This window comes from Caballeronia sordidicola (assembly GCF_000729995.1).
GTDB classification, from domain to species: domain Bacteria; phylum Pseudomonadota; class Gammaproteobacteria; order Burkholderiales; family Burkholderiaceae; genus Caballeronia; species Caballeronia sordidicola_A.
Map to the genome: position 1 here is coordinate 259558 of NZ_JNFG01000007.1, position 20083 is coordinate 279640.

Consider the following 20083-nt stretch of genomic DNA (forward strand, 5'->3'; position numbering starts at 1 on the left):
GTGGCGACTCCCGGCGCTTTTTCACCCCGCTTTTCGCGATGAGGCCGGCAACCGTCACGAAATTGCCGGCAAATCCGCGCCATGACCCCGCTCATTTCCGTCAAAAGGCTCAGCAAGAGCTTTCCCGGCGTAAGGGCGCTTCACGAAGTTCAGCTCGAGCTCATGGCGGGCGAAGTCCACACAGTCATGGGCGAGAATGGCGCCGGCAAGTCGACGCTGATGAAAATCCTCGCCGGCGTGTACACCCGGGATACTGGCGAAATCCTTTATGACGGCCAGCCCGTCGACTTCTCAAGCCCGCGTGAGGCGCAGGCCATGGGCGTCTGCATCATTCATCAGGAACTCCAGCTGATGAACCACCTGAGCGTCGCGCAGAACATGTTCATCGGCCGCGAACCACGCGGACGCCTCGGCCTGTTCCTCGACGAAGACAAACTCAACGCGCAAGCACGCGAGATTATTGCCCGCATGCATGTGAATCTCGACCCGCGCGCCCTTGTCGGCACTCTCACTGTCGCCAGCCAGCAGATGGTCGAGATCGCCAAGGCCTTGTCCTTCGATTCACGCGTCCTGATCATGGACGAGCCCACCTCGGCGCTCAACGACGCCGAGATCGCCGAACTCTTCCGCATCATCCGCGAGCTCAAGAGCCGGGGCGTGGGCATCATCTATATTTCCCACAAGATGGACGAGCTGAAGCAGATTTCCGACCGCGTCACCGTGTTGCGCGACGGGGAATATGTCGCCACCGTCACCGCCGGGGACACCAGCGTTGAAGCGATTATCGGCATGATGGTCGGGCGAACCTTGACCGACGCCGCGCCTTCCGAGAGCGTCGCAGGCGCGGGCGAAGTCGCACTCGAAGTTAAAAACCTGAACGCCGGCCCGCTGGTCAGGGACGTGAACTTCACGCTGCGCAAAGGCGAGATATTGGGTTTTGCGGGCCTGATGGGCGCCGGTCGAACCGAGGTCGCCCGAGCGGTGTTCGGCGCCGATCCGATCGAATCCGGCGAAATTGTCGTGAAAGGCGTGAAGGTGACGATCAGGACACCAAGCGACGCGGTGGCGCGCGGCATCGGCTATCTCTCGGAAGACCGCAAGCGCTTCGGCCTGGCGACCGGAATGGACGTTGAATCGAATATCGTGATGTCCAACCTGGGTAAGTTCCTGTCGCTGAACGTCTTCCTGCGCCGCGCTCAAATTCGCCGGACAGCCGCCCATTTCATCAATCTGCTCGCCATCAGGACGCCCTCCGCGACGCAGGAGGTGCGCCTCCTTTCGGGCGGCAACCAGCAGAAAATTGTCATCGCGAAATGGCTGGAGCGCGACTGCGACGTGCTCTTCTTCGATGAACCGACGCGTGGCATCGACGTCGGCGCCAAGAGCGAAATCTACAAGCTCCTGCGCTCGCTAGCGGGCCAAGGCAAGGCGATCGTAATGATCTCATCTGAACTGCCGGAAGTCCTGCGCATGAGCGACCGCATTGTCGTGATGTGCGAGGGCCGCATTACCGGCGAACTCTCAGCCACGGAGGCGACGCAGGAGCGCATCATGCAACTGGCGACGCAGCGTGAAACCTTGAAAGCGGCATGAGTCTTTAGAGGAGCGGTCCGTTTTATGACACTGCCATCGGATACTTCGGCGCTGGGAAATCGGGGACGGGCCTCAGCCCTGAGAGCCCGCCTCTTTTCGCCGACCGCTCTGCAAAAAATGCTCGCCTTCGGGAGCCTGGTCCTGCTGCTGGCGTTTTTCAGCTTCGCCTCGCCCGCTTTCATGCAGATGGACAATATGCTCGGGATTCTGCAGGCGACGGCGGTTAACGGCGTTCTGGCGATCGCTTGCACGTTCGTCATCATCACCGGGGGCATCGACTTATCCGTCGGTACGTTGATGACTTTCACGGCCGTTATTTGCGGCGTGTTCCTGACTTACTGGCATTTGCCGATGTCAGTCGGCGTGGTGGCTGCAATTGCAACGGGTGCGCTCTGCGGGACTATTTCAGGCACCCTCACGGCGAAAATGAAGATCCCGCCGTTCATCGCCACCCTGGGCATGATGCTGCTGCTGAAAGGACTGTCGCTCGTTGTCTCGGCCGACAAGCCTATCTATTTCACCGACACCGAAAACTTCTACAGGATCTCCCAGGACTCGCTGATCGGCTATGTATTCCCGAGCCTGCCTGTTCCGAACGCAGTCCTGATCCTGTTTTTCCTGGCAGTCGTGAGCTCGATCACGCTCAATCGCACGGCGCTTGGCCGCTACACCTTTGCGCTCGGCAGCAACGAAGAAGCCGTGCGCCTTTCCGGCGTGAATGTGGATAGGTGGAAGATCGCCATTTACGGCCTGAGCGGGGCCATTTGCGGCATCGCGGGGCTGCTGATCGCCTCGCGCCTGAATTCGGCCCAGCCGGCGCTCGGCCAAGGTTATGAACTCGAAGCGATCGCCGCCGTGGTCATTGGCGGGACGTCGCTTAGCGGCGGTTCGGGCACGATCCTGGGGACGATCATCGGCGCGTTCATCATGAGCGTGCTGACCAACGGCTTGCGCATCATGTCGGTCGCTCAGGAATGGCAGATCGTGGTGACAGGTCTCATCATCATTCTCGCGGTCTATGCCGATATTTTGCGGCGCAAGAAAAGCTGACGGAAGAAACTGACTGAAGCGGACGAAAGCTAACGCCGCACGGGACAAGATCAAGAAAAGGGAGCGCCAAGGCTCCCCCAACGGCTGAAGGTTGATAGCCCACCTTAGGAGGAGAACCACCATGTTGAAAAGAAGACTCATCGGTGTCGTAGTCGGCGTTGGCGCGCTCATTGGCGGGACGAGTCTGGTGCGCGCGGACGAACCTTATATTCCGCTTATTTCGAAAGGCTTCCAGCACCAGTTCTGGCAGGCCGTCAAATCCGGCGCGGAACAATCGGCGAAGGCGCAGAACGTCCGGATCTCCTTCGAGGGTCCGGAAACCGAAGCCATGGTCGATAAACAAATCGACATGCTCTCGGCCGCGCTCGCCAAGAAGCCTCAGGCGCTCGGCATCGCTGCACTCGACAGCAAAGCGGCCATTCCGCTCCTGAAGCGGGCGCAGGCCGCGAAGATACCGGTCATCGCCTTCGACTCCGGCGTCGACAGCGACATTCCGCTCACGACTTGCGCAACGGACAACGTGGCCGCAGCGGCACTCGCCGCCGACAAAATGGCCGAGGCGGTCGGCAATGCCGGCGAGGTCGGCCTGATCGTGCACGACCAGACCAGCCGCACCGGCGTTGATCGCCGCGACGGCTTCCTGAACGAGATGAAATCAAAACATCCGAACATCAAGATCGTCTCGGTCCAGTATGGCGGCGGCGACCATCTGAAGTCGGCGGAAATCGCCAAGACGATGATCCAGGCCAACCCCAATCTCAAGGGCATTTTCGGGGCGAATGAGGGGTCGGCGGAAGGCGCCGCGATCGGCGTCAAGGAATCGGGCAAGAAGCTCGTCCTGATTGGCTACGACTCCGGCAAGGAGCAAAAGGAGGACATCAATTCAGGTTTGATGGCCGGCGCCATTACGCAGAACCCGGTCGGCATCGGCAAATGCGTCGTCGACTCTGCTGTGAAGGCGTTGAAGGGCGAGACGCTGCCCAAGAAAGTCGACACGGGCTTTTACTGGTACGACAAGAGCAATATGAACGATCCCAAGATCGCCGCCGTGCTCTACGATTGATCTTCGCTGCCAAAGACAGGGGCGCGGTTTGTTTCGACGCCACGGCCCTGTTTCGATTCATACGCGCAAGTCGATAGCTGTCGAAGAAGAGGAGGAGCTTCAGATGACCACCATCACCAAGCTGTCCGTCCGGGACATCCGGTTTCCGACCTCGCGTTCACTCGACGGCTCCGATGCAATGAACGCCGCGCCGGATTACTCCGCCACCTACGTGACGCTCGAAACCGATTCGCCCAAAGGATTCACAGGCCATGGCCTGACCTTCACCATTGGGCGCGGCAACGAGATCTGCGTGAGTGCGGTAAAGGCGATTGCTCCGCTGGTCATTGGCAAGACGCTCGAGGATATCGCCGCGAACATGGGCGCTTTCTGGCGCGCGCTGACATCGGACAGCCAGTTGCGCTGGATTGGTCCGGACAAGGGCGCAATTCATCTGGCAACGGCGGCTATTGTTAATGCGGCCTGGGACCTGTGGGCCAAGGCGGAAGGCAAGCCGGTGTGGAAACTGCTCGTCGACATGAGCCCCGAAGAGCTCGTGCGTTGCCTCGATTTCCGCTACGTGACCGATGCGATCACGCCGCAAGAAGCCATCGCCATGCTGCACCGCCATGCAAAGACCCGGGGCGAGCGTGAAAAGGAGATGCTGGCGCAGGGCTATCCGGCCTACACGACGTCGGCCGGCTGGCTCGGCTACGACGACGACAAGATCCGCCGGCTTGCCCGTGAAGGCGTCGCGCAGGGCTGGACGCACTTCAAGCAGAAGGTGGGCGGCAATCTAGACGAAGACATGCGTCGAGCCCGTATCCTGCGCGAAGAAATCGGCGAAAACCGCAAGCTGATGATGGATGCGAACCAGGTATGGGATGTCGATGAAGCGGTCTCGAACATGCGGCGCCTGGCGCAATTCGATCCGTGGTGGATCGAGGAACCCACGAGTCCCGACGACATTCTCGGCCACGCCGCCATCCGCCAGCGGATTCGGCCAATCGGCGTCGCGACGGGCGAGCATTGCCAGAACCGGGTGATGTTCAAGCAATTACTGCAGGCGCAGGCCATCGACTTCTGCCAAATCGATAGCTGCCGCCTGGGCGGTCTGAACGAAGTGATCGTCGTCCTGCTGATGGCGGCCAAATTCGGCGTGCCCGTGTGCCCGCATGCGGGCGGCGTCGGCTTGTGCGAGTACGTCCAGCACATTTCGCTGTTCGACTATATTTGCGTGTCGGCGACGCTGGAAAACCGGGTGCTCGAGTACGTGGATCATCTGCATGAGCATTTCGTCGATCCGGTCGTGATCCGAAACGGCCGTTATATGCCGCCGCAACTTCCCGGATATAGCATCGAAATGCACGCGGCATCGCTCGATCAACATGACTTTCCCGAGGGGGCGGCCTGGCGGAGCTGAGACGCTTTGGGGATTGTTCGGCCGCCTCGTGCGCATCGAAAATGTCTGGCAATGTCATGCGAACTCGCTTCGACACAAGGCCGGAGTCCACCCTGTACCACGACACGTTTTTACGACTACCATAGTCGGCGCTCATCGAAGCCGGGTGAGGAACAGCGTGAATGAGCCAGGTATATGCCCTCGAGCACCCTCTTCGACGAACCCAATCCAACCATCCTGTGGCGGCGCCTGGTGTGGCCATGGGCCGGATTCTGGCTGCTCATGCTGGCTGTCGGGATTCAGGAAACCCTGTGGACAGGCAAACCGCAGTTCTGGCGCCCGCTCGTCAACACCGGCTCCTCGGCGCTTGCAGCCACCGTGCTGATTGCGGTGCAGGTAAGGCGCGGGAGCCGACGCAATCGTTTTCTCAACCAGCCCCTGCAATGGTTTCTTCGCACCTGGGCGTCGATGCCGCTGCAAATGGTCGCTTACATCGCTGCAATGTATGCGTTGCGGATCGGCGTCTACGCACTGGCGGGCGCCACGTACCCGCATGGCCCGTGGGTCGAAGTGATGGCCTACGAAGCGACAAGCTTCATCGTGTTCTATGCGTTGTTCATCGGCATCTCTTTCGGCGTTCGGTCCTACGGGGCGTGGGTCGACGAGCGGTTGGCCGTCGAAAAACAGGCGAACCTGGCGAAGCAGGCCCAACTCGCCCAGCTGACACAGCAACTGCAACCGCACTTTCTGTTTAACGCGCTGAACACCGTTTCATCGCTGATCCACAGCGACCCCGACGCAGCCGACATCCTGCTCACCCGTCTGGCGACATTGTTGCGCGCCGCCACCGACGCGAGCCAGCGCCCCGAACAATCACTCGCCGATGAACTGACGCTGCTTCACGCCTATGCGGACATCATGGTCCAGCGTTTCGCCGATCGCGTCCGGATTTCATGGGAAATCGATGCCAACGCACAGGATTGCCGCGTCCCCACGCTCGGACTTCAACCGCTGCTGGAAAACTGCTTCCACCATGTCGTCGAAAAACGCAGCGCGTTGACGCACATCGCTATACGCATCACGCGTAGCGTGAGCCGGCTGCAGATCGAGATTGAGGATGACGGAGATCTGCAGAGCCTTCCTGACAAGCGCGGCGTGGGTCTTGGCAACCTCGAGCGCCGTCTGCAATCGTTGTACGGCACGCAGGCGAGTCTCGAATTGCGATTGCGATCTGGCGGTGGCCTGATCGTTGGGGTGAGCCTGCCGTGCGCGCACTGATTGTGGACGACGAGGCACTCGCACGCAGCAAGCTGCTGCGCATGCTTCAGGCGTTTCCCGATATCGAGGTGATAGGCGAAGCCGCCGACGGTGCAGCAGCGCTGACGCTAGCTGCGCAGTTGCAGCCCGACGTGATCTTCCTCGACGTACAGATGCCCGAAATCGACGGTTTCGACGTGGCGGCCTCGCTGCCGGACGACGCTCCAGCGCTGGTATTCGTGACCGCGTTCGACCAGTATGCGGTGCGGGCATTCGACGCCCAGGCAGCCGATTACCTGTTGAAACCGGTCGAGCCGGAGCGCCTCGCACGCACCGTGCTGCGCTTGCGAGGCGCCGTCCGCGGTGCGGTTCGCCCGAGCGTCGGCATGCCCGCGCATCTGATAGTCGCCGATCGCGGGACAACGCATGTGGTGCGCTGCGTGGATATCGAATGGCTGGAGGCTGCCGACAACTACGTCAACCTCCATCTCCCCGGGCGAAGCCTGCTGATACGACGCACGCTGGCCGCCTTGCTCAATGACCTCGCTCCCGCATTTGTCCGCACGCACCGAGGCGCCGCGGTGGCGCTGGCCGCCGTGCTCGCCGTGCGGCCACGGGGAAAAGGCGATGCGACAGTCCTGCTGCGCAGCGGCGCCGAGGTGCCCTGCAGCCGGCAGCATCGGGAAACTTTGATGCAACGGCTGCGGCCCTAGCGCCGCGCGCCCCATCTGCCCCACGGCAGACCCGGTTCATCCCACATCGATTGCGGCTCGATGGACGTCAACTTACGCTGGCTGGAATCACCCTATGGATGGTCCGGCCATGGCTGCATTGCTCACCCTGCTCAAATACGCAAACGTCCTGATCCTCGTCGCTTCATTGATCGAGGCTGTGGTGCTTACCATTCGACGCGGCTATGACTGGAAGGCAACTGGTGTGTCCGTGTCGGACTTTCTCTTTCGTGAATATCCATTGCACTGGATACTGCCGCTCGCGTTCTGGAACGAAGGGATGAACTGGTTCTGGCGGCACAGGCTCTGGACTTTGCCGATGAATCATTGGAGCGGATGGCTGGCGTGTTTCATTGGTCAGGAGTTCTGCTATTACTGGTACCACCGTGCGGCGCATCGGACGCGTTGGTTCTGGTGCACCCACGCCGTCCACCATTCGCCGAACCAGTTGAACCTCAGCGCCGCGTACCGTATTGGCTGGACTGGCCGTCTTACAGGATCGCTGCTGTTTTTCGTGCTCGCGCCGCTATTCGGCATGCCGCCCCAGATCGTGCTGATGCTGCTTTCGCTCAACCTGCTCTACCAGTTCTGGCTGCACGTAACCTGGATTCCACGGCTCGGGCCGCTTGAATGGATTCTCAACACGCCTTCTGCGCACCGCGTGCATCACGCATCCAACCTCGACTACCTTGATGGAAACTATGGCGGAGTGCTGATCGTGTTCGATCGGCTATTTGGTACCTACATCGCGGAAAAACGCACCGTGCCGTGTCGCTTCGGTCTGGTCCAGCCGATGATGACCTACAACTTGCTGACTATCGAGTTCGAACACTGGCGAGCGTTCTTGCGCGATCTTTTATCAGCGCGTTCGATAGGCGAGGCGTGTGGCTATGCAATCAATCCGCCCGGCTGGCGACCCGATAACAAAGGGGAAACTACCGAAGATCTAAGGCGCCGTGCTGTTCAACAGTCGTTCATAGCGGGACAACAATAGGCGCTAAACAGCGCGGCGGTGCAATCGGTGGCGACGTTCAAGGACTAGCGAGGCGCGCCATCGCGGTTTGGCCGGCGACCTGCCGGCGGACTCGAAGAGATAAACGACCGTTGACTGCGCTGGAGGAGCTGCCGCGGGTGGTTTCCTGGCCGCACAGTGCCCGTGCTGCATTGCATGAAACCTGACGGTGCCGGTCCCGCGGGTTCGGTATTCGCTGCGGGCCTTGCTTGCGCGCACTTGGTGAACTAGATTTTCATTGAGAGAGGCATCAGGCGGGAGGGACGGCCATGGAACTGAGCGTAGAACGCGTCGATGTCTGGGCAGCGACCATCGAGGACAAACCGGGCGGACTGGCGCAAGTATTAAGCGCTTTACGCGATGCTGCCGTGGACTTGCAGTTCGTCGTCGCGCGACGCACGCCGGAAGCACCGGATAAGGGCGTCGTTTTTGTCGCACCGCTGCAGGGGGAACGGGAGATCCGCGCCGCGACACAGGTGGGATTCAGCATCACAACGAGCCTTTACTCCGTCCGTGTAATGGGTTTGGACCAGTTGGGGGCCATTGCGCAAATGTCCCAGATGCTGGCAGACGAGGGGATCAACCTCCGCGGTTTATCCGCCGCTGTACTCGGCACACAGTTCATTGCTTATCTCGCCATCGACTCGTTGGATGACGCCGAAAAAGCGGTGGATATTCTTCAGAGGGCCTGAAGCGCGCGTGTCGGCCCACGAGCGTTCTGTCACCGGCGATGGCTCGTCGGGCGACTCGGGGGAGTTCGGACGAGACAATTACGTCTGCCAGAAAGACTTTGCGGCCGGGTTTCAATCCGGCCAGAAGGATTCGTTCGCCCGAACTACTTCTCAGAGATTGCGACGTCAGGTTAAAAGCGTGCCTGCCATTGCAGCTTTCACACCGATGGTTCCCTTATCAACAATAGCCAGAAAAGCCGCTTTCGCTTCCTCTGTATCTCGATTCTGTCGAAAGGTCCGGTGAGCTTGGACGAGGCCCACGGTCCACGTCGCCAAGAGCAGACCAGCCGCCAGATGGGCGTCGAGATCCGTTGATTCTCGCCCTACGCATTCGCGTAGGGCAACCCCTACGACTTGCGCGAGCTCATCGCACAGGCCTCGTGCCGACAGCGTCCTAAACAACAGTTGGCTCTACACAGCCACGCTCCGACATTCGCTGCCAGCGCCACGATCGCCAACAATTGCTCTCCAAAGCGGCGCACGGGAGTATCGTGTCCCACAGACTCAATGCACTAAGGAGGCCGCATGAACGATACCCAACGACTCGCCGGCTTGCGCATCGTTTTGATCGTTGTGGGTCTGATCGCCGTGTTCGCGATCTGGCCGCTGATGTTCCTGTGGCCGTCCGGTTGGACGTGGCACAGCGGTCATTCCGACTACCCGCTGATGATCGTCGGCATCTACGCGACGCTCGGCGTGTTCCTGCTAATGGCATCGCGCGATCCGATGAAACATCTGAGCCTGATTTGGTTCACGGTGTGGTCGAGCGTCGTGCACGGCGCGATCATGGCCGTGCAGTCCTTCGGCGTCGAGATGGACGGGGCACGCCATGTCGGCCATTTATTCGGCGATGTACCCGCGTTGTTTATCGTCGCGGCGGCGCTGGCTTTTTTCACGCCGCGCGGCGACAAAGCGCGCACACATACGCCCCTCTAGCTTAGGTAGCCGAGATGTTGTGCGGCGCCCCAGTTAGTAAAACCGGCCATCTCATTTCGTCCGGCTTTTCGCAAACCGCTGTCACTGTCGAGACTTCCGCGTGACGGAGTCATTGAAAAGGCGAGCGGACCGTGCCGTCGAAAGTGCGCAACTCCGAACGGACTCGCCCGGTCGTACATGACGAACGGGCGGACGGAGTTTGGCCATCTCCGATCGCCCGATTGATTGAAAGACCGGTCACTGCAATGGCTCATTTGCCGCCGGCATCGGCCAGTCCTCTTTACTGATTCTTATGCGCTACAGTTGCAAAGCGTATCCATCCAGCGATCAGTGAGCTGCGCCCGACGCTGCTCGACGGTCTTGCGCGTGTGACGTGAAGGCTAACGTGAGGTCGAGCCATGCAACTTCAATCGGGTAACCTGTTCAGCTTCGAAGCGAAGCACGGCGGCGAAGAGCGCATCGACATGCTCATCACGGGGCAGCGCCTTAACGTGGAGCGGATCGTATCCATGGGACACACGAGTCCCGAAGGGTTCTGGTACGACGACTCGCGCGCCGAGTGGGTTGCACTGCTGTCGGGCGCAGCCGTGCTCGAGTTCGAAGACGACTCGACGCTGCACGACATGCGTCCCGGCGACTACGTGCTGATCGAGCCGCATTGCCGACATCGCGTTGCCTGGACGCATGCCAAAGAGCAAACCGTCTGGCTTGCGATCTATCACGAACGCTGAATCGAGCGCCGATTCATCCGTCGCATTTGTCCACCGTCGAGAGTTCAGAGCGCCGAGGTGTTGTCCAGGGCCGCAGTTAGTGAAAGTCGGCCTCTGATTTCGCTCTCGGCCTGGGTTGGTAGCCGTGCGTAGTGGCGCTGACCTTTTATTTCCGAGTGCGGCCGGCATGAGGCGTTCGACCTCTACTCCTGGATCGTCGGCAGTTGACTCAAAGTCGAAGAAAATAGAGCGCGGATGGAATCGGTAATCATCAGAGACATTAGCGGATTCATTTTTTTGCAAGCCGTTATGCACGTTGCCCGAATGAAAACGTATTTTTCTTGAAATTCGATTGTAGCTTTCGAACTGAATGGATTCCCGATTCCGGACGAATTGGAGATACGTGCCGGCTCGCTCGCTATCGATTGGGGCTTGCGAGATTCATGCGGCGCAGTAGTTTGCATCCGCCAGTGGCCAGTTTCAAATGGTCATTCGCCGGCTTAACAATTGTTGCCTTGACCAACGTTGGCCGTTATGCTGAACTCTATTCTTAACTGCTAGATGCAGAATGAATTTTACTGCGCGCTGGACTTGAAATCAGAAACAATGCAGTCCGTCTTTTTCGGAAATTACAATTCAATGTGATTCATTGGCTAAAGAGGTGTCAGGATAATGAAAGATAATCTTGGAACTGGCTTAATCGAAACAAAAGATGCCCCTGTTCTTGCAAAAATTGCGATCTTGATTTACTGGGTTGCGTCTTTACTGACTCTCTACCTTGTGATGCATGCTATTTTTACAGAGAAAATTATCAGAGATTCAATTTCCGCGTCTAAAATTCCAGTCGATACCGTCCACATGCTAGTAATAGGGATTTTAGCAGCCGGCTTCGCGTTTGCTGTTCTACAAGTATTTTTGGCTTTTAAGTTAGCAACGCGAAAAAATTGGGCGCGAATTGTAGTGGCGATTATATCAACTCTGTTGGCAGCAGCGTTTATATACCAGGCATACCTATCATTTACTTACCACATCCCATTTTTCCCTGTATTAAAAAGTAGTTATTGGCTCATTGCCGAAGTAGTGGCTGCTTTGCTGTTGTTGCTGCCCAAAAGTAGGGGCTGGTTCTCGCCAAAGAAAGCGCGTGCTTGACGATCTGTGAAAGTAATATCAACTATCCAAGGTGCTCGCGCTGATCGAAGCGCGGCTTGCACAGAACGACTATCTCGCTGGAAGCATGTTTACCGCGGCCGACATCATGAGCGTCTTTTCGCTCACCACGATGCGCCTGTTTCATCCTGTTGATCTCGCGACATATCCGAACATACTGGAGTATCTTCAGCGCATCGGCAGACGGGCCGGATATCAGCGCGCGATGACAAAGGGCGATCCCGACTTGACGCAGATGCTGACATGACTTCGCGGCGGAAATCGCCCCTTATCCAACTTAGCTTTTGCGAGGACTTATGCATCTTCTTCACGTGATTGGTTCGCCACGCACAGGGCGCTCAGCCTCTCGGCAGGTCGCTAACACCTTCACTGAAGCCTGGAAGGAGCGACATCCCGACGGGACAGTCGACGAACTGAACGTCTGGGAAATCGACCTGCCCGTTTTCGACGGGCCGGTGCTCGAAGCAAAATACGCGGGCATCGAGGGCCGGCCGCTCGATCCCGCGCAGGCCGACGCGTGGCGCATCGTCACAACGCTTGCCGAACGGTTCCGACAGGCAAACGTCATTCTCTTCAGCGTACCCATGTGGAATTTCGGCATCCCGTATCGCCTCAAGCATCTGATCGATGTCATATCGCAGAAGGACGTGCTGTTTTCATTCGACGAAAGAGGATTGAACGGCCTGCTTGGCGGAAGGACAGTCGTCACGATCGCGGCGCGAGGCGTTGGGCTTGGAGCGGATTTTCCACCGGAGCAGTTCGACTTTCAGACCACCTATCTGACCATGTGGTCGCGTATGGTTGGAATCACCGACGTACGGGTGATCAGTGTCGAAAAAACATTGCTAGGCCCCGAGCAGGACCATGCATCCCGCAATGAGGCCAGCGAAAAAGCTCGCGAGCTTGCTCGCGGTTTGTAGGCAGGGATTGCCGTTTTCCTTCCATCCATCCGCGCGTCCTGATTCGACGAACGCGATTGCTGCTTTGAAATAAGCAAGAAGGCCGGAATGATCGTTGGACCGTGAAAGCGGTCCTCGCGGCCCCTGGTGTCGAACGGCTGGAGCGGGTCGAAATGGGTCGCATGCCTTCGAATGGCACATGCAGTGCCAGATGCTTGTCTGCTCTGATCAGGGACGACGTGGTGATGCGTCGTCGTGCGACGGCTCCGTTGCACACATCGCAAATAGAGCGGTCAAGGCGTAACGCGCGACCAGTCAGGTAAGGCATCAAGATCTGGCCGCATCGTGACGCTTTCCTGTTCGTTGGGATCCGTTCGGGCGATCACCGCGACGCAAGGCTCATCCGCGCTCACGTTGTACGGAACATGCGGCACCCCCGCGGGGATGTAGAAGAAATCTCCGGCCCGAACCGTCGCATGGTGCTCCAATCGTTCGCCATACCAGCACCCCGAGACGCCGCTCAGCTGATAGATGGCCGTCTCATGTTCCGCATGAAGATGGGCTTTGGCACGGGCACCTGGTGGAATTGTTGCAAGCTGAAGATGCATATGCTTCGATCCTGCACTCTGAGCTGAGATACCTACAGCGTAGGTCAGCCCTTGCTTCCCCTCGAACTCTGGGCCAGCTTGCACCAGTTGGCAGGTAAGGGTGTCAGGCCTGTGTGTGCTAGTGTTCATCGCTTCTCCAGACAATGAGCGCCGACGTCGGTGAAATTGCGAGCATACGACGGCAGAATACACCCGCGCACTGTCAGAAAACGGTCATCCTTTATTGACCATGTCCCGTGCGTCCCGATGATCGAATGTATCGCTGAGGACGAACGCTGGGGTACGTTGTTTGGGGCAAAAAAGGCCAATCCCTTCGTTACGATCAAGGCGGATAAGCACTTCGATTTTGCCGCCAGCCTGTATCTCGCCGAAGACGTTGAGCGGGTCTACGAAGAGCCGGAAGATCTGGGATACAAGGCGCGCGGCTCGATATCTTGACGGCCTCGCCAAGCAAGGCATAGCTGAACATTGAAAGCAGCTCCGTGCCCTCCCGGGGAGCGGCCTTGTTCTCCGGTGAGGATATGCGATATCGGCAGATGTAGGCCACAAAGAGACAGCCGACGGTAGCTGCCAGATCGTCAACAATGGCAGCACATCAAATAAGGTCACGATATAAAATAATCCGCCCGAAGCGAGGCCCGAGGCCCGATGTCCATGCGTTTTCTCATTGTCGGAACAAGCGGAGCGGGAAAGTCCACCTTGGCTCAAGCATTGGCAAGGATCATGGACTGTCCTTACATCGAACTCGACCAGCTTTATTGGGGCCCTGAATGGCAGCCCGTTCCACATTCAAGCTTCGAAAACCCGGTTCGGGAATCCACTGCCGGAGAGTGCTGGGTGACAGACGGCAACTATAGTGCCGTACGCGATCTGCTCTGGTCTCGTGCCACGCATGTCGTCTGGCTGAATTTTGGCCGCACCACCGTCTTCCCCCGTTTGCTCTGCCGTACCATTAGCCGGGGAATCCTGCGCACCCGCCTTTCACACGGAAATCGTGAGTCGCTGCGTATGGCATTTTTATCCCGCGACTCGATACTTCTGTGGTCATACACGACGTTCGCGAAGAACCGCATCAAGTTCGCCAAACTCCGGGAAGACCCACACTATGCTCATCTGCAATGGACGGAGATTACCCGACCGTCGGAGGCCAAAGAATTCCTGAAGTCCTGCATGCCCGACAAGACCCGAAACCATGAGTAAGCTTGCGTTTCACGGCTTGGTAGATGTAGCGATGGGTCCAGCACGGAATTTCGGTATGGGACCGGGTTCGGCCCTCAATCATGCCCACCTCACCGAAGGGAGGTCGGTGTCCATTCCATCTCGGCCAACAAGCGCCCTTCGCTCGAAGGCAACCAAAGACCGCTGAGAAGTGAGATGCGGTCATTCCCGAGCGGCGCCCGCTTCGCCACGGTTGAGGCTCGATTGTTGACCGGACGACCGAAAACGGTTATCGGTGTCAAATGCCATTGGTGCACAGCCAACACGGCGTCGACCTACCCGATATTGCGCGGAGGCAGCGATGTTTAGATTTGTCGTTGTGGTTTGCTCGGTTCTTTTTTTCATAAGCCCCGCTTCGAGCCAAACCCGTTCGCCCGATGAGTCTGATGGTCAACTGGTCAAAAACCGCGCGGTGGAGGCAGTGATCTGGGGCATGCCTGCGGTCAATTACGACCTCATGCTTCAGGAAATGCTTAGTAAGACGGACGGCAAGGTGAATGGGGTCGTCTACTGGGGGCACCCTCTTGACTGGAAGAATCAGACGCTGACCCCCAATCCAGATGCGATCTACTTTATGGCCTTCTTCGATACGAAAGATGGGCCGATCGTCCTCGACCTGCCTCCGGGGAACAAAAGCGGATCGTTCAACGGCAATATCGTCACCGCCTGGCAGGTGCCGCTCGAAGATGCTGGCCTGCTAGGGGTGGACAAAGGTGCCGGGGGAAAGTTTCTCATACTGCCTCCGGGGTACACCGGCAAAGTGCCTGCTGGCTACATTGTTTTGCGTTCCGATACTTTTGGCGGCTATGCGCTCATTCGTTCGAATCTGCATAGTCATGGTGATGCCGATGTTGAGCGGTCAGTAGCCTACGGTAAAAGGGTCAAGGTATATCCGCTCGCGCAAGCCGCCAATCCGCCAGCTACGGTATTCACTGATGCCAAGGACGTCATCTTCGACTCAACGATCCACTACGATGCGAGCTTTTTTGAGCATCTGAATCGGTTCGTACAAGCTGAGCCTTGGCTTGACCGCGACCGCATCATGATTGATCAACTCAAGTCCCTCGGCATAGAAAAGGGTAAGCCGTTCAATCCGGGCGACGCCACAACGAAGCAACTCGATACGGCTGCACGCGCGGCCGGGGCGTTGCTGGAACAGGAGTACGACGCGGGCCTGCCACCGTTCTTTTCGGAAACCAGCCGCTGGACGGTTCCGGCCGTTCCCGAACTGGTGAAAGCCGCGGCGAACTCATTCTCCGATCCGAATTCGTACCCGGTTGACGCGCGCGGCCTGTCTTACAGCTATGCCTTTGTCGGTATCAAGCACCTCGGCGCCGGGCAGATGTATCTCATCTCCATTAGGGACAAGGACGGCGATTCCTTTGATGGAAGCAAGTCCTATCGGCTGCGGGTCCCGGCTGACGCTCCAGTCAGGCAATATTGGTCGGTGACCGCCTATGATCGGCAGACGCATGCACTGATACGCAATATGCCGCGCGCGAGCCGCTCTTCGCAGATTCCCGAGTTGCAAAAGAACGCAGACGGCTCAATTGACATCTTCTTCGGCCCGCAAGCTCCGACCGGGAAAGATAGCAACTGGGTGCCAACTGACCCCGCTCGCAAGTTCGAATTGATGTTCCGGCTTTACGCGCCGACGAAGGCTTTATTCGACAAGCAATGGGTGCTGCCGGACGTCGCGAAAGTCGCCCCCCAGTGACTGGGTTGGGGAGCGCTCGATGCCGCTATTCGCGACATATTCGAACTCATAGATACCGAAGGGCAGATATGAAAATTTCGACCATGTTCACCGTGCTTCTCTTCTCTACAGGCACTGCGGCCGCGCAGCAGTCTCCAGCGAATACGACAGTACCGGTAACCGTGAATAACTTCATTCGCGCCGAGTCGGACATGTATCTGGCAGCCGTGGCTACGAAGGAGAACGGCTTCGGAAAGTTCGAACATCATCGCGAACTGTCACCGGTCGATGCACAGACCATCATTCGCCAGAACCGCGACACGCTTTATTCCGCTGCGGTCTTTGACCTGGACGCGGGCCCTGTGACCATCACGCTTCCCAACGCTGGCCACCGCTTCATGTCAATGCAGGCGATCAGCGCGGACGAGTATTCTCTCCCGGCGATCTACACGCCGGGAAGGCATACCCTCACCAAAAAGCAGATCGGTACGCGTTATGTGCTGGTGGGAATCAGAACGCTAGTCGATCCCAACGACCCGGCAGACATGCAGAAGGTGCATGCCTTGCAGGATGCGGTGAAGGTCGAGCAAAAGTCATCAGGCACTTTCGAGGTGCCTAAATGGGATCCTGTCAGCCAGAAGAAGGTGCGTGACGCATTGATCGTGCTTGGTACAACCATGACCGACACCAGTCACGCATTCGGAATGAAGGGCGAGGTTGATCCTGTTCAGCGATTGGTCGCCGCAGCCACGACCTGGGGCGGAAATCCGAGGAAAGATGCAATCTATCTGAACTTCACACCTCCCAAAAACGACGGGACCACCATCTATAAGCTCCACGTCAAGGACGTGCCGGTGGATGGCTTTTGGTCTATCAGCCTGTACAACGCGGATGGTTTCTTTCAGAAGAACGAGTACAACGCCTATTCGCTGAATAACATCACATCGAAAAAGGATGCAGACGGCTCTGTTACCGTCCAGTTCGGTGGGTGCGATGGCAAGGTTCCGAACTGCTTGCCGACAATGAACGGCTGGAACTACACGCTCCGCCTTTATCGTCCACGTGCTGAAATTCTCAATGGAAAATGGATCGTCCCGCAGCCTCAGCTTGCCAACTAATGCTGGTCAGCCTTTTCGGCGACCGCGCGGTCTCACTGCGAACGATCGTTTGGATCAATCCTGCGAGTGGCGCCAATGAATGTCCGAACCCGGCGGGTGGAGCTGCCGTTCAGCAGGATTCGACGATCGTCGCCATTGGGTCGACTTCTGCCCGACGCGGACCTATCATTGGCGGCCCACTTCGCCAGTTCAACGTCGGACCGGGATCGGCCATGAACAGCTGTTCGACCGCACATTCAGGCGGACGTTACATGGTCCGCTTCACTCAGATGGCTGACGTTCGTCGACCGGTCAAAGTGCTTAGCATCACTAAGTCCCGCTGCGGCATGCGCTAATCGTTGCTACGGCGGGCTGCGCGCTCAGACTGGTGTATTTGCTGTGGGGTTTTTATCGCCTATGATTAAGCGACGGCGTTATGCGCTGTCATCTAACTTACGTAGCGGATATTTTCTGAGTAAAGCAACGCTGGCTGGGTTCCAACCTTCACTTTTTGCAGGGGGAGAGCAAAGCAATGTCGGACATGCCAGTGACGGATCTTGCTAACGCGCCACCCGATTTGCTTTCCGAAGTCGATAAAAGGGAGCCGGACAGCAAGCTGATACGGTTTAGATGGCTATGCGCGCTAGTCGTGGTCGGCTGGGCAGCCGGCTGTTTGTTTCTACTTCTCGTCGTTCAGTTGCGGGGAAACGAGTTCACTCGAGCGGTCCTCCTTTCGGCGATTGTCGTTGTTCTGGGTGCGGCTCCCTTTATCACTTTCTTGACAAAGCAATGGTATGTCAGGCGCAACGAGTTCCGGAATCGATTATCGGACGGGGCTCTTCTTTGCTATCTTGACCGTTACTGGCTAAGGCGTGCGACGGTCGAACAGATAGATTTCAGCGAGTTGACTGACCAAAACACCGGTAGGGTCTCCCGGGATATCAGGACCACTCGGCCGACACGGGACAAATCGGGCGAGCTTTTTCTCAAAATATACGATGAGCAATACGGTATCAAGGCGTTTATGACGCCATTTATCCTGCTGTTAGTTATATCGTTTGCTAACGCAGCCTTGGTTTCCTGGCTTTGGGGATGCGCAAGGCAGTTCGGGGCAACTTCGAATCAGTGCCTGGTATTCGGAGCAAACCCTAATCTTGCGACAGCGGCAATGGCGGGTGCTTACATGTTTGCTGTCGGGGACGGTGTTAACTCAGTCCGACAAAACACTCTTAATATTGCGGATGTCTATTGGTATGCGTTGAGGCTCCTTATCGCGATACCTTTGGGAGTCGCGGTCGGCAATTTTAGCGGGGCAACTACCGATTCTCACACCCTCGTCGCGTTCGGCCTGGGAGCATTTCCGATAGAAGAAATTCAGAAGTTGCTTCGCCGAATTACGATGGGCCAAATTCAGACTGGCGACACCAGGCAGGTTCCCGACCAGCTTCTTAGTCTCGAAGGTGTGACCGTGAGAACCAGTTCCCTGCTGGCAGCGGAGGGCATCTCCTCGATAGGTCAGCTCGAATCGAAAGACCCGGTGTTGCTGGCGGTCAGAACTGGACTGGAATTCGACTTCATTCTGTACCTGGCGTCGCAGGCTGTAGTTCGGCGCCAGCTCGGTCCCAGTGCTGGCGCACTCGTGCCCCTAGGGCTCGTTGAAGCTCAGGCCATTCGTCAATTGGTCGACACGCTTAATGGCGAGGATGATGCTCAAAAGGCGCGCACCGACCGGGCCGAGGGGCAGCAGGCTGCTAGTGATGGGAAGGCAAACGCGCAAACGACTTACAAGACCCAAGACGATGAGCGAATGACTCGCGCCTCAAAAACACTTGAGGACGCTGCGATCCTTATAAGGGCGGCAGCGAATACCGACCGTACAGTCACCGCACCGAGTACGGAAAGTGTTCGGACGAGTTTTGAGCAAATCGCCGAGGCGCCATATACGTCGTTTTTGTCGGCTGTTGCTCCGCGCGGGTACCGGATTCGAGACAATAGAATGCTGTCGTCGACAAATTGAACAACGGGCAGATGACGGGCTCCTCTGTCTGGGCGACGTTGTTGTCGACAGTGCGCGAAGCTATCGTGTCGTGTCGACAAAGTGAAATAGTTGATTATGTCCGGTCCGACGGCATCGGCCATAAGCGGCGACGCCCCAGGCTTTCCCCCTGACACTCGAACACCTGCTTTGCCTTGGCCAGCGGAGATTTCATCTCGGCCACTCAATCAAACCTCGTCGTAGTGCTCCCGAAAAGGACCTCGCGGCAAGGCTGTTCCGAACGACAGGAAGGGATCGACTTCTGCTAGATGGGGATGGATGATCGGTGAACCCCACCGCGGGACTGCTGTCGGACCGGGATCGGCCATCTTCGGCCCTTCGACATCGCTATGAAGATCGTCGCCAATCCGTGAAAATCCGATCAGTGGATGGATGCACGCTATCGCTGCTTTCGGCTATGACTCGTTACCTAATCAGCGCCGGTCGATCCTATTCGTTCTTTCCATCGGAGCGATCTACGCGTTTAAAACGTATCGTAGTCCGCCGGCGGCAAGCTTGCCACAGCTAGTACGTAGGTTACCCCGTCTATCACTAGATCGTACGTGTTAAATAACGTGTGCATCGGGTCTATGGATTTGATGTTCAATTTCTGGGACTTATTTTTTATTTCATCCATTCCCGGAAAATTATCTGGGTTATATAGGTAAACCGTGTTTCCCATTCCAAAAGAATTTTCATCCATCCCATAAGGCAGCATTCCTGTTTTTTTCGTAACTAGTCAGCACTTGTAAACTGCTGCGAAGCTCGGCATGATTCGGAGATGACATTTGTGCCCAACCTTAAAAATCTAACGGACGAGCAGAAAGACGCGCTCATCATTGATTTGGTGAGGCGTCTGAACGAGATTGAAGCGAAGCTGGGCAAGGACAGCCACAACT

Annotated in this window: 19 protein-coding genes; 18 read left to right on the forward strand and 1 reads right to left on the reverse strand. The window is 57.6% G+C overall.

The genetic code is table 11. The annotated features are described in order from the left end of the window. Positions 1-81 precede the first annotated feature (81 nt). The 13 genes from FH08_RS0108200 to FH08_RS0108265 all read left to right on the forward strand — a co-directional run bounded on the left by FH08_RS0108200 (position 82) and on the right by FH08_RS0108265 (position 12551). A complete protein-coding gene (locus FH08_RS0108200; protein WP_031357871.1) occupies positions 82-1593 on the forward strand; it encodes a sugar ABC transporter ATP-binding protein in 1512 nt (503 codons plus the stop codon). A gap of 24 nt (positions 1594-1617) precedes the next feature. Beyond that, positions 1618-2643, forward strand: coding sequence for an ABC transporter permease (locus FH08_RS0108205; RefSeq protein ID WP_031357872.1), 1026 nt, complete (start codon positions 1618-1620; stop codon positions 2641-2643). 121 nt (positions 2644-2764) lie between these two features. Then, complete coding sequence (locus FH08_RS0108210; RefSeq protein ID WP_031357873.1) at positions 2765-3706, forward strand: ABC transporter substrate-binding protein; 942 nt, start codon at positions 2765-2767, stop codon at positions 3704-3706. 103 nt (positions 3707-3809) lie between these two features. After that, positions 3810-5108 carry an L-fuconate dehydratase gene (locus FH08_RS0108215; protein WP_031357874.1) on the forward strand — a complete coding sequence of 433 codons (1299 nt, stop codon included), beginning with the start codon at positions 3810-3812 and terminating at the stop codon, positions 5106-5108. A 174-nt stretch (positions 5109-5282) separates the two neighbouring features. Beyond that, positions 5283-6365 carry a sensor histidine kinase gene (locus FH08_RS0108220; RefSeq protein ID WP_051887918.1) on the forward strand — a complete coding sequence of 361 codons (1083 nt, stop codon included), beginning with the start codon at positions 5283-5285 and terminating at the stop codon, positions 6363-6365. Continuing rightward, complete coding sequence (locus FH08_RS0108225; RefSeq protein ID WP_031357876.1) at positions 6353-7057, forward strand: LytR/AlgR family response regulator transcription factor; 705 nt, start codon at positions 6353-6355, stop codon at positions 7055-7057. The genes FH08_RS0108220 and FH08_RS0108225 overlap by 13 nt, the downstream gene beginning before the upstream one ends. 109 nt (positions 7058-7166) lie before the next feature. Continuing rightward, on the forward strand, positions 7167-8069 hold the full coding sequence (locus tag FH08_RS0108230; RefSeq protein ID WP_031357877.1) for a sterol desaturase family protein: 903 nt from the start codon (positions 7167-7169) through the stop codon (positions 8067-8069). A 287-nt stretch (positions 8070-8356) separates the two neighbouring features. After that, on the forward strand, positions 8357-8779 hold the full coding sequence (locus tag FH08_RS0108235) for an amino acid-binding protein (RefSeq protein ID WP_031357878.1): 423 nt from the start codon (positions 8357-8359) through the stop codon (positions 8777-8779). A gap of 564 nt (positions 8780-9343) precedes the next feature. Beyond that, complete coding sequence (locus FH08_RS0108245; RefSeq protein WP_031357880.1) at positions 9344-9754, forward strand: DUF6632 domain-containing protein; 411 nt, start codon at positions 9344-9346, stop codon at positions 9752-9754. Positions 9755-10152: 398 nt separating this feature from the next. Further along, entirely contained in the window at positions 10153-10485 is a 333-nt protein-coding gene (locus tag FH08_RS0108250; protein ID WP_031357881.1) for a cupin domain-containing protein, read from the forward strand. A 651-nt stretch (positions 10486-11136) separates the two neighbouring features. Further along, entirely contained in the window at positions 11137-11613 is a 477-nt protein-coding gene (locus tag FH08_RS0108255) for a hypothetical protein (protein ID WP_031357882.1), read from the forward strand. Positions 11614-11644: 31 nt separating this feature from the next. Then, entirely contained in the window at positions 11645-11878 is a 234-nt protein-coding gene (locus FH08_RS0108260; RefSeq protein ID WP_031357883.1) for a glutathione binding-like protein, read from the forward strand. A 49-nt stretch (positions 11879-11927) separates the two neighbouring features. Next, on the forward strand, positions 11928-12551 hold the full coding sequence (locus FH08_RS0108265; RefSeq protein WP_031357884.1) for an FMN-dependent NADH-azoreductase: 624 nt from the start codon (positions 11928-11930) through the stop codon (positions 12549-12551). Between the two features lie 272 nt (positions 12552-12823). Here the strand turns inward: FH08_RS0108265 and FH08_RS0108270 are convergent, their stop codons facing one another. Then, positions 12824-13267 carry a cupin domain-containing protein gene (locus FH08_RS0108270; protein ID WP_051887919.1) on the reverse strand — a complete coding sequence of 148 codons (444 nt, stop codon included), beginning with the start codon at positions 13265-13267 and terminating at the stop codon, positions 12824-12826. A gap of 117 nt (positions 13268-13384) precedes the next feature. Between FH08_RS0108270 and FH08_RS0108275 the strand changes: the two genes are divergently transcribed. The 5 genes from FH08_RS0108275 to FH08_RS0108300 all read left to right on the forward strand — a co-directional run bounded on the left by FH08_RS0108275 (position 13385) and on the right by FH08_RS0108300 (position 19166). Then, positions 13385-13576 (forward strand): hypothetical protein, encoded by a 192-nt coding sequence (locus FH08_RS0108275; protein ID WP_031357886.1) that lies wholly within the window; start codon positions 13385-13387, stop codon positions 13574-13576. Positions 13577-13792: 216 nt separating this feature from the next. Next, positions 13793-14338, forward strand: coding sequence for a toxin (locus tag FH08_RS0108280; protein ID WP_031357887.1), 546 nt, complete (start codon positions 13793-13795; stop codon positions 14336-14338). A gap of 319 nt (positions 14339-14657) precedes the next feature. Then, positions 14658-16073: a DUF1254 domain-containing protein gene (locus FH08_RS0108285; protein WP_031357888.1), complete on the forward strand. Its 1416-nt coding sequence runs from the start codon at positions 14658-14660 to the stop codon at positions 16071-16073. Positions 16074-16141: 68 nt separating this feature from the next. Further along, complete coding sequence (locus FH08_RS0108290; protein WP_031357889.1) at positions 16142-17170, forward strand: DUF1254 domain-containing protein; 1029 nt, start codon at positions 16142-16144, stop codon at positions 17168-17170. 511 nt (positions 17171-17681) lie between these two features. Continuing rightward, positions 17682-19166 carry a hypothetical protein gene (locus FH08_RS0108300; RefSeq protein WP_051887921.1) on the forward strand — a complete coding sequence of 495 codons (1485 nt, stop codon included), beginning with the start codon at positions 17682-17684 and terminating at the stop codon, positions 19164-19166. The last annotated feature ends 917 nt before the right edge of the window (positions 19167-20083 follow it).

Bases quoted from the DNA above. Each gene is read 5' to 3' on its own strand.
- FH08_RS0108300 (WP_051887921.1), top strand. From the start codon at position 17,682: ATGTCGGACATGCCAGTGACGGATCTTGCTAACGCGCCACCCGATTTG.
- FH08_RS0108210 (WP_031357873.1), top strand. From the start codon at position 2,765: ATGTTGAAAAGAAGACTCATCGGTGTCGTAGTCGGCGTTGGCGCGCTC.
- FH08_RS0108275 (WP_031357886.1), top strand. From the start codon at position 13,385: ATGATCGAATGTATCGCTGAGGACGAACGCTGGGGTACGTTGTTTGGG.
- FH08_RS0108230 (WP_031357877.1), top strand. From the start codon at position 7,167: ATGGCTGCATTGCTCACCCTGCTCAAATACGCAAACGTCCTGATCCTC.
- FH08_RS0108270 (WP_051887919.1), bottom strand. From the start codon at position 13,267: ATGAACACTAGCACACACAGGCCTGACACCCTTACCTGCCAACTGGTG.
- FH08_RS0108280 (WP_031357887.1), top strand. From the start codon at position 13,793: ATGCGTTTTCTCATTGTCGGAACAAGCGGAGCGGGAAAGTCCACCTTG.
- FH08_RS0108265 (WP_031357884.1), top strand. From the start codon at position 11,928: ATGCATCTTCTTCACGTGATTGGTTCGCCACGCACAGGGCGCTCAGCC.
- FH08_RS0108205 (WP_031357872.1), top strand. From the start codon at position 1,618: ATGACACTGCCATCGGATACTTCGGCGCTGGGAAATCGGGGACGGGCC.
- FH08_RS0108220 (WP_051887918.1), top strand. From the start codon at position 5,283: ATGCCCTCGAGCACCCTCTTCGACGAACCCAATCCAACCATCCTGTGG.
- FH08_RS0108250 (WP_031357881.1), top strand. From the start codon at position 10,153: ATGCAACTTCAATCGGGTAACCTGTTCAGCTTCGAAGCGAAGCACGGC.
- FH08_RS0108200 (WP_031357871.1), top strand. From the start codon at position 82: ATGACCCCGCTCATTTCCGTCAAAAGGCTCAGCAAGAGCTTTCCCGGC.
- FH08_RS0108245 (WP_031357880.1), top strand. From the start codon at position 9,344: ATGAACGATACCCAACGACTCGCCGGCTTGCGCATCGTTTTGATCGTT.
- FH08_RS0108285 (WP_031357888.1), top strand. From the start codon at position 14,658: ATGTTTAGATTTGTCGTTGTGGTTTGCTCGGTTCTTTTTTTCATAAGC.
- FH08_RS0108235 (WP_031357878.1), top strand. From the start codon at position 8,357: ATGGAACTGAGCGTAGAACGCGTCGATGTCTGGGCAGCGACCATCGAG.
- FH08_RS0108255 (WP_031357882.1), top strand. From the start codon at position 11,137: ATGAAAGATAATCTTGGAACTGGCTTAATCGAAACAAAAGATGCCCCT.
- FH08_RS0108215 (WP_031357874.1), top strand. From the start codon at position 3,810: ATGACCACCATCACCAAGCTGTCCGTCCGGGACATCCGGTTTCCGACC.
- FH08_RS0108290 (WP_031357889.1), top strand. From the start codon at position 16,142: ATGAAAATTTCGACCATGTTCACCGTGCTTCTCTTCTCTACAGGCACT.